The sequence below is a fragment of the Chitinimonas violaceus genome (assembly GCF_052601015.1).
On record NZ_JBQXDJ010000045.1, the window covers coordinates 1 to 12,882 of the forward strand.

At 51.1% G+C, this 12,882-nt stretch carries 11 protein-coding genes and 1 pseudogene; 8 read left to right on the forward strand and 4 right to left on the reverse strand.

Going from position 1 to position 12,882, the window contains the following annotated elements; genetic code table 11:
- Positions 1-114 (forward strand): annotated as a pseudogene (locus tag ACUHMQ_RS14455) (IS5/IS1182 family transposase); the annotation flags it as partial.
- Positions 115-153: 39 nt separating this feature from the next.
- On the opposite strand, the gene ACUHMQ_RS14460 reads toward ACUHMQ_RS14455, so the two are convergent.
- The 4 genes from ACUHMQ_RS14460 to dnaA form a co-directional block, all read right to left on the reverse strand.
- On the reverse strand, positions 154-504 hold the full coding sequence (locus ACUHMQ_RS14460) for a hypothetical protein (protein WP_445296170.1): 351 nt from the start codon (positions 502-504) through the stop codon (positions 154-156).
- A 347-nt stretch (positions 505-851) separates the two neighbouring features.
- Positions 852-3,248, reverse strand: a complete 2,397-nt coding sequence (gene gyrB, locus ACUHMQ_RS14465) for a DNA topoisomerase (ATP-hydrolyzing) subunit B (RefSeq protein WP_445296171.1) — start codon at positions 3,246-3,248, stop codon at positions 852-854.
- 131 nt (positions 3,249-3,379) lie between these two features.
- Entirely contained in the window at positions 3,380-4,486 is a 1,107-nt protein-coding gene (dnaN, locus tag ACUHMQ_RS14470) for a DNA polymerase III subunit beta (RefSeq protein WP_445296172.1), read from the reverse strand.
- Positions 4,487-4,690: 204 nt separating this feature from the next.
- A complete protein-coding gene (dnaA, locus tag ACUHMQ_RS14475) occupies positions 4,691-6,085 on the reverse strand; it encodes a chromosomal replication initiator protein DnaA (protein ID WP_445296199.1) in 1,395 nt (464 codons plus the stop codon).
- Positions 6,086-6,350: 265 nt separating this feature from the next.
- On the opposite strand from dnaA, the gene rpmH reads away from it, so the two are divergent.
- From rpmH to ACUHMQ_RS14510, 7 genes are all read left to right on the forward strand, one after another.
- Positions 6,351-6,485, forward strand: a complete 135-nt coding sequence (gene rpmH / locus ACUHMQ_RS14480) for a 50S ribosomal protein L34 (protein ID WP_072426848.1) — start codon at positions 6,351-6,353, stop codon at positions 6,483-6,485.
- 75 nt (positions 6,486-6,560) lie between these two features.
- Positions 6,561-6,848: a ribonuclease P protein component gene (gene rnpA, locus ACUHMQ_RS14485; protein WP_445296173.1), complete on the forward strand. Its 288-nt coding sequence runs from the start codon at positions 6,561-6,563 to the stop codon at positions 6,846-6,848.
- On the forward strand, positions 6,833-7,042 hold the full coding sequence (gene yidD / locus ACUHMQ_RS14490; RefSeq protein ID WP_445296174.1) for a membrane protein insertion efficiency factor YidD: 210 nt from the start codon (positions 6,833-6,835) through the stop codon (positions 7,040-7,042). The genes rnpA and yidD overlap by 16 nt, the downstream gene beginning before the upstream one ends.
- Before the next feature lie 22 nt (positions 7,043-7,064).
- Positions 7,065-8,726, forward strand: a complete 1,662-nt coding sequence (gene yidC / locus ACUHMQ_RS14495; RefSeq protein ID WP_445296175.1) for a membrane protein insertase YidC — start codon at positions 7,065-7,067, stop codon at positions 8,724-8,726.
- A 296-nt stretch (positions 8,727-9,022) separates the two neighbouring features.
- Positions 9,023-10,372: a tRNA uridine-5-carboxymethylaminomethyl(34) synthesis GTPase MnmE gene (mnmE, locus tag ACUHMQ_RS14500; protein WP_445296176.1), complete on the forward strand. Its 1,350-nt coding sequence runs from the start codon at positions 9,023-9,025 to the stop codon at positions 10,370-10,372.
- An 811-nt stretch (positions 10,373-11,183) separates the two neighbouring features.
- Positions 11,184-12,314, forward strand: a complete 1,131-nt coding sequence (locus ACUHMQ_RS14505; protein ID WP_445296177.1) for a Re/Si-specific NAD(P)(+) transhydrogenase subunit alpha — start codon at positions 11,184-11,186, stop codon at positions 12,312-12,314.
- Between the two features lie 188 nt (positions 12,315-12,502).
- Positions 12,503-12,874: a proton-translocating transhydrogenase family protein gene (locus ACUHMQ_RS14510; RefSeq protein WP_445296178.1), complete on the forward strand. Its 372-nt coding sequence runs from the start codon at positions 12,503-12,505 to the stop codon at positions 12,872-12,874.
- The last annotated feature ends 8 nt before the right edge of the window (positions 12,875-12,882 follow it).

A 12,882-nucleotide genomic window follows, 5' to 3' on the forward strand; every position in this document is an offset into this window, starting at 1 on the left:
TTTGCGTGGTTGGAGAAGTGCCGTCGATTGTGGAAGAACTGTGAACGCAAGCTCGACACCAGCTTGCAATTCATTCAGTTTGCCTTTCTGACTCTTCTTCTGCGGAGACTTTGAACAGGTTCTAAGAGCACATAGTCAAGGAATATGCCCAGGTTATCTAGTTCTCTCGGAGAAAGAGAAAGTTTTTCCCCACTCGTTTTCGTGCTCGTGAAGCAGAACTAGGCGCTTGAGAGCTTTGCGGTCTTCTTTTCCGGAAAGCTTGAGCGCAGTTTCAAGGCTACGACGAGCACCTGAATAGTTGAGGAGGCACTCCTGCACCATGCTTAGAAGCTGATGGGCTTCTGCAACCTCTGGGTCTTCTACTAGGAACTTATAGATGTCACGCTTGGCTACCAAAAGTGAGGGAACCGACTCGGATGATGGTGATCGGCGTTGGTGCGAACACTGCCCAGTAAGCTGTATAGCATTGATCACTTGCGCACGAAGATCTTCGATTGTTTTCATGAAGCTGGCTCCCCCTAGGGCACTAACCTAGTTGCTAAAGCCGGAAGTTAACGTGCGCTAAGTTATTGTAATAGTGGTGAAATACCTCATCGATGTGTTCTTCTGTGAGTTTGCCAAGCAATGGTCTGTGCGCTTTGGGTTGGGTGGTGGATGTCCGTGGAAAATCTATCAATGCTCACTTTTGTCGAAGACCAATCGAAACCTTGTCTGTGTGGCCGTTTTAGAACATCAGCTACACCACTGATACCCCAAACAAAAGGCCCGGATAACCCGAGCCTTTTCACTATTTTCAGCAGTATTTTTTACTTCTTGGGCATGAACTTCACTTTTCGTGTCGCCCAACAAAACTACACATCAATATTTCGTGCAATCAGCGCGTTTTGTTCGATAAATGCCCTGCGTGGTTCAACGTTGTCGCCCATCAGGGTGGTGAAGATATCGTCCGCAGCCATGGCGTCTTCGATCTGTACTTTCATCAGGCGGCGCACAGTCGGGTCCATGGTTGTTTCCCACAGCTGGCTCGGATTCATTTCGCCCAAGCCTTTGTAGCGCTGCACGGTCATGTTGCGGCGTACTTCGTTAAGCAACCATTCCAGCGCATCGCCAAACTCAGTAACTTTCTTGTGGTTTTCACCACGGCGTACCACTGCGTCCTCACCTAACAGGCCGTTGAGTAAGTCTGCTGTACGGCGCAATTGCTGGTAATCGCCCGAATGCAGGAAATCGTGATCCAGGTACTGGATGGCGACGTTGCCATGCACAGTTTTTTGCAGTCGTAGAATCCAGGCATCGTTCTTGTCGTCGTGGTGGGGCTCCAACAGGAAGGCTGGATCTGCCATGGCAGCCATTAACGATTGGGCAGATTGTTGTGCCCTGGCTTCGCTGCTCATATCTAGTGCGGGTGCCTTAAGCAAGGCATACAGCACCGTTGGGTCGAGCAGGCGTTTTTCACGTTCGATAACAGCTTGGGCTAGAAGGAACTGGCGGGCAATCGCATCCAGTGCTTCGCCTTCGATGGCAGGTGCGCCCTCACGTGGCAGCAGTTGTGCACCGTTCAAGGCAAGCCTGAGTAGGTACTGGTTCAGTTCCTGGTCGTCTTTTTGGTATTGCTCATTTTTACCGTGCTTCACCTTGTAGAGCGGAGGCTGAGCAATGTAGACGTAACCACGTTCCACCAGCTCAGGCAGTTGCCGATACAAGAAGGTAAGCAGCAGAGTACGGATGTGCGCGCCATCCACGTCCGCGTCAGTCATGATGATGATGCGGTGGTAACGCAGTTTGGCGATATCAAAATCATCTTGGCCAATGCCACAGCCCAGTGCAGTAATCAGCGTAGCTATCTGTTCGCTGGAAATCAGCTTATCAAAGCGTGCACGTTCCACATTCAGCACTTTACCGCGCAGTGGAAGAATCGCTTGAAACTTACGATCGCGTCCTTGTTTGGCAGACCCTCCAGCCGAGTCACCCTCCACAATGTAGATTTCACAAAGTGCTGGGTCTTTTTCCTGGCAGTCTGCCAGTTTGCCCGGTAAGCCTAAACCATCCATTACACCTTTACGGCGAGTGAGTTCGCGGGCACGGCGTGCAGCATCACGGGCTCGGGCGGCTTCAACAATCTTGCCAGCGATAATTTTGGCTTCAGCAGGGTTTTCTTGCAGAAAGTCGTTCAGTGCTTCGCTGATGACTTCGTTAACGATGGGGCCGATCTCACTTGAGACCAGTTTGTCTTTGGTTTGGCTGCTGAATTTTGGGTCGGGCAGTTTAACGCTGAGTACACATGTCAAACCTTCACGCATATCGTCGCCAGCCGTTTCAATCTTGGCTTTCTTGGCGAGTTCACTCTTTTCGATATAGCCATTCAACGTACGCGTCATCACTTGGCGTAAAGCAGTCAGGTGGCTGCCACCATCACGCTGGGGAATATTGTTGGTGAAGCACTGCACCGATTCCTGGTAGGAGTCGTTCCATTGCATTGCTACTTCCACGCTCATGCCGTCTTTCTCACCCAATGTATGGAAGATCTTGGCGTGCAGTGGTGTTTTATTGCGATTCATGTACTCGACAAAACCCTTCACACCACCGGAGTAGCTGAAGTTCTCTTCCTTACCGGTACGGCGGTCGATCAGAACAATCGAGACCCCATTATTCAGGAAGCTGAGTTCACGAATCCGTTTGGCGAGGATATCGAAGTGAAACTCGACTAGGCCAAAGGTTTCAGTTGATGCGAGAAAGTGGACTTCCGTACCACGATGTTCAGTGTTGCCAACTACCTTCAACGGCTCTACTCGGTCACCACGGCGGAATTCCATGCTGTGGACTTTTCCATCCCGGCGAATGGTCAGACGCAGCCAATCTGAAAGCGCATTGACTACCGAAACACCCACACCGTGTAGGCCGCCAGAAACCTTGTAGCTGTTCTGGTCGAATTTACCGCCGGCATGCAGTTCAGTCATGACGATTTCAGCAGCAGAACGCTTGAATTCGTCTTCTTCCTTGACTGCGGTGGGGATGCCACGACCGTTGTCTTCCACTGAAATGGAGTTATCGGGGTGGATGATGACTTTGATGTCGTTACAGTGGCCAGCCAATGCTTCATCGATAGCATTATCCAGCACTTCAAACACCATGTGATGCAGACCAGTGCCGTCTTGCGTATCGCCAATGTACATGCCGGGACGCTTACGTACAGCCTCCAGGCCCTTCAACATCTTGATACTGTCTGCGCCGTATTCCTGGTCACTCATCACTTATCCACCTGGTGCTAATCGGGCATTTATTGTGTTCAATCAAGCAGTTGAACCCAATCTTTCCCTGTACTGATAAAAATGCTAAAGCCGGCCATTGCGTGGCCGGCTCCGTTTTGTTGCCTCTGCGCTTAAATGCGCATTGGCATCACAACGTATTTGAAGTTTGGTTCTTCTGGCACCGTTACCAACGTACTGCTGGTTGCATGGTCACCAAAAGCAAATACCAACGCTTCATGATCCAAATTGGTTAGTACATCAAGTAGATAACCAATGTTGAAGCCAACATCAAGTGGATCGCCTTGGTAGGCGATTTCCAACTCTTCGGTCGCTTCTTCCTGCTCGCTGTTGTTACAGATAATTTTTAGCGTTCCGTCGCTAAGCACTAAGCGTACACCACGGAACTTCTCGTTCGACAGAATCGCAGCCCGTTGTAGAGAAGCCAGCAACTGTTGGCGATTCAGTGGAACAAGCTTGTCGTTACCACTTGGTACTACCCGATTGTAATCCGGGAATTTGCCATCGACGACTTTTGAGTGAATGACGATGTTCCCGAAAGAGAACTTAACCTGATTCTGTGCAATCTCGATGGTCACTTCGTCATCGATATCCGCTAGCAGCTTGTACAGTTCCAGAATAGTTTTGCGCGGAAGGATAACTTCGTTGCGATCCACACTGGTTTCGATATTGCTGCCTACGTATGCAAGACGGTGGCCATCTGTGGCAATAAGCTTGAGCTCATTGCCATCGGTCACCATGAACAAGCCGTTGAGGTAGTAACGGATGTCCTGATGTGCCATGGCGTATTGCACGCGGCTGATCAGGTTCTTCAACTGGCTTTGTGGCAGCTTGATTACGCTCTTTACGTTGGTGTCGATAGCCAACTTTGGGAAATCCTGCGCAGGTAACGTCTGCAAGTTAAAGCGGCTTTTACCTGCTTTGACGGTAAGACGGCTGTCGTCTTGATCCAAGCTGACGGTTGCTCCATCCGGGATTGCGCGAAGGATATCCTGAAACTTCTTGGCTGAAATCGTTAGCTGGAAATCACCGCCTTCGGTGTGGGCGTGATCAGTGGTGATCTGGATTTCCAGGTCGGTAGCCAGAAATGTAAGCTGGCCGTTTTGTTTGGCGATCAATACATTGGACAGGATAGGCAAGGTATGCCGACGTTCGACAATACCGGTAACCATGGTCAATGGTTTGAGGAGTGAATCGCGATCTGCTTGTATCAGCAACATAAGTAAGTAGTTCCTGAAGATAGATAAATAAAGGCCGGTAGTTTCTGTGGAAAACAGTTTTTCCGGTTTTACTTCAATGTTTTGCCGAATAGTTTTCTTGTGTGTATCTCAGCACTTCGACTGTGAGCAGTTTGTGTTGCCTTTTTTTGCTCACCACCTAAAGCTGACTTATCCACATTTTCTACGTTTCTGTGTACACATTTCCTAGTTGCGCAAAATCTGCGCAAGTACGTTGTAATCATGGTTCATGGTTGCATCAGTCTGCCGTAGCGAATTGATGGTTTTACAGGCATGAAGTACCGTTGTGTGATCACGCCCGCCAAAGGCTTCCCCAATGGCTGGAAGGCTCATCTGGGTCAGGTCTTTGGCTAAGGCCATGGCTATCTGGCGCGGTCGGGCAATATCACGGGTCCGCTTCTTCGAATGCATGTCCGAGATCTTGATCTTGTAGAAGTCGGCAACGGTCTTCTGGATGTTTTCCACGGAAATCAGCTTGTTGCCCGACGCAAGAATGTCTTTCAAGGCTTCCTTGGCGACTTCCAGGGTAATTTGCTCACCGGTAAAACGTGAGTAGGCCAATACCCGCTTCAAAGCGCCTTCCAGCTCCCGTACGTTTGAACGTATGTGCTTGGCAATGAAGAAAGACACATTGGAATCAAGCTTGAACCCATCCGACTCAGCCTTCTTGTGCAGAATCGCCACACGCATTTCAAGCTCTGGTGGCTCAATAGCCACAGTCAAACCCCAGCCAAAGCGGGAAATCAGTCGATCTTCTATGCCTTCGATTTCCTTCGGGTAGCGGTCGGAGGTGATGATGACTTGGCGATGACCTTCGATTAGTGCATTGAAGGCATAGAAAAATTCTTCCTGAGTACGATTTTTCCCGGAGAAGAACTGTATGTCATCGATCAACAACAAATCGAGCGAGTGGTAGTAGCGTTTGAACTCGTCGAAAGCTTTGTGTTGATAAGCACGCACTACATCGGCTACGTAGCGTTCCGCATGTATGTAGCGGATTTTTGCTTGTGGGTTGTGCTGATGCATGTAGTTGCCAATAGCTTGGATCAAGTGCGTCTTACCAAGACCGACACCACCGTAGACAAACAGGGGGTTGTAGGCAGTACCAGGATTTTCAGCAATCTGGATCGCTGCAGCACGGGCAAGTTGGTTGGCCTTACCGGTTACCAGCGTATCGAAAGTAAACGCCGGGTTAAGCCGGGTGGTTTCGTTGGCAGGCGCAATCTGGCGCGCGGGGGTTGGCCTGGTAGAAGGCTGGGCTTCAGATTCTGTTACGGCCCCATTGGTGGCAGTGTTGCTGGTGTTTGTTTTGACCGAGGCTGGAGGAGTACGCATTTTCTCGCTGACGCGTAGCTCGATAGCCATGGATTCCCCGAAAAATTCGTCGGCGTATTTTTCGATACGGCCCAGGAAACGGTCACGGACAAACTGCAGCGAGAACTGGTTCGGCGCGTACAAAGCCAATGCCTCATCCTCAACCGAGAACGATAACGGCTTGATCCATGTGTTGAACTGTTGAGCAGACAATTCGTCTGCGAACCGAGCAAGGCAACTCGGCCAAAACTGTTCGACGGGTGACATCATGTTTTAGGAATCTTGCGGCGCGGCCGGTGTTATGCGAACGGCGTTTATCGCGGCTGATCCTCGTGATGGAGCTTAGAGGTGCGCGGCCGGTGCGTACGAGTCGACAGCTCAAGAGAACTGTCGACCACATTGATCGACCGCCTATTTTAGTCACTTTCCCCAGGCTTATCCACAGGCAAATCAAAATAAGGGCATTGACAGATATAGGTTTTTTCCGTCTAATTCCGCGTTTCTTCACAAGACACGCCTTAGGGGCATTGCCATGAAACGTACTTATCAACCTTCTGTGATTCGTCGCAAGCGTACCCACGGCTTTTTGGTTCGCAGCCGTACCCGTGGTGGTCGCGCCGTTTTGGCAGCACGCCGCGCCAAGGGTCGCCATAGCTTGTCGGTCTGAGTTTAACGATTGACGCAGTGCTTCACTAGGCAGCAACGCCTGTTAAAAACGGATGAGTTTTCATCCGTTTTTAGTTTGCGGCGTAACCAAGCCAATGCTTTCTTTCAAGTTTGGGTTCAACCTAACCAGTTGGGCCGAGCCAGATTAGGTTTGGTCGTAAGTAAGAAAGTTGAACGCCGTGCAGTTGGACGCAATTTCATCAAGCGTACGGTGAGGGAGCATTTCCGTCGTGAGGCAGCAACCTTGAGTGGGTTGGACTTGGTGGTGAGGGCAAAGCGCCCCTTTCGCAAAAGTGAGTCGCCTCATGCACGAGCTGCCCTGTTGAAACTGTTTGCCCGTTTCGCAACATGTCCCGCCTCCTGATAGCACTGGTTCAGCTTTACCGTTACACCATCAGCCCCGTTCTTGGTCCGCGTTGCCGTTTTATGCCGACCTGTTCCCAGTACGCGATTGACGCGCTGAACCGTCATGGTGCGTGCCGTGGTGGATGGCTTACAATCCGCCGGCTTTGCCGCTGCCACCCTTGGGGTGGCCACGGGCACGATCCTGTGCCCTGATCTCCAACGAGAAATTCCGCGCATGGATACCAAACGTCTAGTTGTTTTTGTTGTGCTGTCGTTCGCCATTTTGTTTGGCTGGCAGCATTGGTTCGCGCCAAAACCGGTGCCTATCCCCACTCAATCTACGGCTCAGCGAGGTAGTGTGACTTCGGCTGCTGCAACACCTGCAACAACAGCCGCAGTGACAGAGGCGCCCGGTAAGTTGCAGAACGGTGGTCGCATCAAGGTTAACACCGATGTAATGCAAGCCGAAATCGACACCATGGGTGGTGATCTGCGTAAGCTGACATTCACCCAGCATGGCCAACATGAAGATGCCAAGACGCCTTTCGTGCTGTTTCAGGAGGGTCCGGAGCATGTCTATGTAGCGCAAACCGGTTTGATCAAAGCGGGTATGCCTAATCTGCCAACTCACCGCACGTTGTTTACGGCTAAAGATACGCTGATGGCGCTGCAGCCGGGTTTCAATGATCTGAGCTTGCGTTTGGAAGCGCCGGAAGTGGACGGTGTGAAGGTCGCGAAGATCTATACATTCAAACGCGGCAGCTATATCATTGATGTGAAGCATGAAATCACCAACCGCCGCCAGGAACCATTGGATGTCGAGGCTTACTTCCGTTTGATGCGTGATGGCAAGGAACCGAAGGGAAGCGGTGGTCATTTGGGTGCATCTACATTCACAGGCCCTGCTGTGTATACCGATGAAGCCAAATTCCAGAAGGTGACTTTCAAGGACATTGACAAGGGTGAGGCCAAGTATGCGAAGAGTGGCAAGGATGGCTGGATTGCCATGCTGCAGCACTACTTTGCCAGTGCTTGGTTGTTGTCGCCCAATGGTTTGAGCAACACCTGTGGCCCAACCGATTGCCGTTTTGTCGTTGAGCGTGTTGGTGATTTGTATTCGGCTGGCGCTATTGTCAAAGTACCTACGATCGCTCCCGGTGCAACAAGTGTGATTGATGTCCCGTTGTACGCTGGCCCACAGCAGACCCGTGCATTGGAAGCTGCTGCACCAGGTTTGGACTTGGTCAAGGACTACGGTATCTTTACCGTGCTGGCCAAGCCTATGTTCTGGGTGTTGGATAAAATCCATGCTTTGGTGGGCAATTGGGGTTGGGCCATTGTTATCTTCACCTTGTTGATCAAGCTCGCGTTCTATCCGCTTTCGGCGGCGTCTTATCGCTCAATGGCGAAGATGAAAAAGCTTGCTCCGCGTATGCAAAAGATGAAGGAACAATACGGGGACGATCGCTTGAAGTTCCAGCAGGCCGTAATGGAAATGTACAAACAGGAAAAAGCTAATCCGATCGCGGGTTGTCTACCTGTATTGGTACAGATCCCAGTCTTCATGGGCTTGTACTGGATGCTTTTGGCCGCTGTTGAGTTGCGTCAAGCTCCATGGGTCCTATGGATTCATGACCTGTCGGTTGCCGATCCCTACTTTGTATTGCCAATTCTGATGGCAATTTCGATGTATGTTCAGACCTTGTTGAACCCGCCAGCAGCAGATCCGATCCAGGACAAGATGATGAAAATCATGCCGCTGATTATGTCGGTGATGTTCATCTTCTTCCCTGCGGGCTTGGTGCTGTATTGGGTAGTGAACAATATCTTCTCTATAGGGCAGCAGTGGTATATCACCCGTATGATCGAAAACGAAGACAAGGCGAAAGCCAGCTGAGTGGCTAAGTCATTCAGTGTTTGAAAGGCCCGGCGATGCCGGGCTTTTTTCATGTAAGGAATTTGTTCGGAAGTGTTTTCCAAGCGGTGTATAAGCCTTAGAACCTATTCAAAGGCTCACGAGCTATAGCGAGATAAAGCGAAATCGGCCGAGGAAGCGGCGTTTACGAGTGGTAAATGGGCATTCTGAGGGTGTTTTTAACGCCTATCGCTGACGATTTGAACAGGTTCTTAGATAAAGGCTATTCACGGCAACTTACTGCCGTCCTCAACATTTAAATTTTTGCTGGCACTGTTATGACCCAATCGCCGAATCGAGACACCATTGTTGCTATTGCTACCGCTCCAGGACGTGGTGGGGTTGGGGTAGTCAGAGTATCTGGTACCAAGCTCAGTGACCTGGCTTCGGTTCTGGTTGGTAAGTCGCTCAAACCACGCCATGCGCATTTTGCGGATTTTCGAGCTGCTGACGGTGAGCTGATAGACCAAGGCATCGCATTATTTTTCCCTGGCCCGCACTCCTTCACCGGTGAAGATGTGTTGGAACTGCAAGGGCATGGCGGCCCGGTAGTGATGCAGATGTTGCTTAGGCGTTGTCTGGAAGTTGGTGCGCGTTTGGCTGAGCCTGGTGAATTTACCCGCCGCGCATTTCTGAACGACAAATTGGACTTGGCCCAAGCTGAAAGCGTGGCAGATCTGATTGATGCTGGTTCTGAAGCTGCCGCACGGTCGGCGTTACGGTCGTTGGCTGGGGCGTTCTCGACTGAAATCCATACCTTGGTTGAGCAATTGATCAACCTGCGGATGTTGGTCGAAGCCACGCTGGATTTCCCGGAAGAAGACATCGATTTTCTTGAGGCTGCAGACGCCAGGGGGAAGCTGGCGGCTATTCATGCGCAACTTGAAAGGGTTGCCCGCACAGCCAAACAAGGCAGTTTGTTACGGGAAGGCATGCATGTTGTATTGATTGGCCAGCCCAATGTGGGTAAGTCGAGCTTGATGAATGCGCTGGCTGGGGAAGAGGTAGCCATTGTTACTGACATTGCCGGTACGACACGCGATACCGTACGGGAGTTGATTCAGCTTGATGGTGTCCCCATGCACATTATTGATACCGCGGGCCTTCGTGAAACGACGGATACGGTAGAGAAAATCGGTATTGAACGTACATGGGCAGCTGTCGAAAAAGCCGATCTTGCATTGCTGCTGATCGATAGCCGGGAAGGAATCACTGAACACGACCTATCCATTTTGGCTCGGTTACCGGATTCGTTGCCACGTGTGCATGTGTTCAATAAGGTGGATCTAACTGGTGAATCGGTAGGGCATGCTGAAGAGGATGGTCATGCCGTACTGCGGTTATCTGCAAAGGCTGGTTTGGGGCTTGATGAGCTCAAACATACGCTGCTGAAAATGGTTGGTTGGGGAGGAAGCGATGCGGGTGTTTTTTTGGCACGAGAGCGTCACCTCGATGCAATCCGCAAGGCAACTCAGCACCTCATTACCGCAGCTTTGATATGGCAACAGGTGGAGCTGTTCGCAGAGGAGTTACGCCTTGCGCAGAATGACCTGGCTACCATTACCGGTGAATTCAGTGCTGATGATCTGCTTGGTGAAATATTCAGCCGTTTCTGTATCGGTAAGTAACAGCACAGCCATAACGGCTTTTTTCATCTACCCGTCTCGTGATAACGAAACTACAGGTCTGGATTGTCGTCCCAACGTGGGTGTGGCCGGTTTGGGCAAGTTGTGCGGGATGCGCTGACCACAAGCGTTGTAAGAAACATTAAGGCTCCTTTGGTTTGCTTTCGTTAGGAATGAAAGCATGTTTGAATAGCACAGTCGTTCAAACGCTAGTTTGAAATTGCATCGTGTTGTGTTGCTTTAATAAGCCAGTAACTCGGGTTGGTTATTTATCAACCTATCTACACCTCGCCGCTTTTTGCGGTAATTACTGAGCTCTGCCGGACTCAAGTACCTCATCTGTTAGGTACTGCATGTCGGTTGGTAACTCAGGAAGTTGTTGTAAAAACGGTTGCACGGTACGGATCCACAGCTCAGAGCGTTCGAAACCCGCATGTATGCACGTACATTGTTGGTCCGGTTTGTAACGCGTCGTTAAATGCCTGTTCAACGATCCGCCGCGAAGCAATCGTTTACCAACGAATCCCAAGACTCGATGGGTACGACCAAGATCGTTGCCCACGTTGTAAGAACCTGCTCAAGATCTTGCTGTACAGCTGTGATCAGGGCTTATGTGCTGCTCGAAATCCTCATGTACCCAAGTACATTCCGGTTTCTGCGCTGCTCTGCACCCTGCTGACAGCTGCTCGCGCAGGCTCTAAGTGCCCAAGCATGTGTATTTCGGTCCCGCGACAGCGGGTTTTCGTTTCCAAATCCAAGGTGGCGGCAATCCTTCACCTTCGATTTGGAAATGAAATAAGGCGAGGTGTTCAGAATGAAAATAGCCATTCCCAGGGAGTCGGCCGTGCGGGAAACGCGCGTGGCTGCGACGCCCGAGACGGTGAAGAAATACATTGCGTCAGGTCATACGGTCATCGTGCAAAGCGGCGCCGGTGTTACTTCGGCAATTCCGGATACGACCTTTGCCGAGGCTGGTGCCACTATTGCTGCAGATTACACCGCAACAGTGCAGGACGCTGATATCGTCCTTAAAGTACGCGCCCCCATGGCAGAAGAGATAGGGCTGTTGAAAACGGGCGCAGCGGTTGTTGCCCTGACAGATCCACATCGCAACGCCTTACTTGCCGACTATGCAGCCAAGCGGCTCGATATCTATGCGATGGAACTGGTGCCGCGCACCACTCGCGCGCAGGCGATGGATGTATTGTCGTCTCAAGCCAATATCGCGGGTTACAAGGCAGTATTGCTTGCAACCGAGTTCTACCCTCGTTTCTTTCCCATGATGATGACAGCTGCCGGTACGGTAAAGCCCGCACGTGTATTGATACTGGGTGCGGGGGTTGCGGGATTGCAGGCGATTGCCACCGCCAAGCGATTGGGCGCAGTGGTGGAAGCCTTTGATGTAAGACCTGCTGCCAAAGAGCAAGTTGAATCGTTGGGGGGCAAGTTTGTGGAAGTGCCGCTGAACGAAGCGGAAAAAAAGCAGGCTGAAACAGCGGGTGGCTATGCACGTGAGATGTCGGACGACTATAAGGCCCGGCAAGCAGCATTGGTCGATAAACATGCTCGTAACGCTGACATCATCATTACCACCGCGTTGATTCCTGGGCGACCTGCTCCGGTGTTGATCAAGCCGGAAACCGTGGCCGGCATGAAGGCTGGTGCGGTATTGGTCGACCTTGCGGTGGAAAATGGCGGTAATTGCCCGCTTTCAAAACTCAATGAAGTGGTGACGACCGACAACGGCGTGAAGCTGGTTGGTTACGCCAATCTGCCTGGTCTTGTGGCGGCGGATGCTTCGGCGCTTTATGCCCGTAATCTGCTCAATTTCACGGGACTGATACTGGACAAGGAAAAGGGTTATGTCGTGAACCGCGAGGACGACATTGTTGCAGCCAGCTTGGTCACGCATGGTGGCCAGGTACTGTTTGGCAAGCAGGCCTAGAACCCATTCTTAGAACCTATTCATGATTTTACTGCGCAGCTGTGATCAGGGCTTATGTGCTGCTCGAAATCCTCATGTACTCAAGTACATTCCGGTTTCTGCGCTGCTCTGCACCCTGCTGACAACTGCTCGTGAAAGATCTTTGAACAGGTTCTTAAAAATTCAACCCAGCATTCAGGATGACCTTCATGAGTACAACTGAAACCGTCGCACAAGCTGCGACTCAGGTGGCTTCTGCTGCCAATCTGCCGGTCGATCAGTTGGTGCAAACGCCATTTGTGGCTACCTTCACCATCTTCGTGCTCGCAATTTTTATCGGTTATCACGTGGTGTGGAGTGTGACCCCCGCGCTGCATACGCCATTGATGGCGGTGACCAATGCGCTCTCCTCCATCATTGTTGTTGGTGCAGTGTTGCAGACTGTAGATATCGGTGGACAGCAAATCACCCTTACCTCGGTACTGGGTGCTATTGCTGTGTTTCTGGCCAGTGTGAATATCTTCGGCGGTTTTGCGGTGACTTCGCGGATGCTGGAGATGTTCAAGAAAAAGAAGAAATGAGGCGGCCA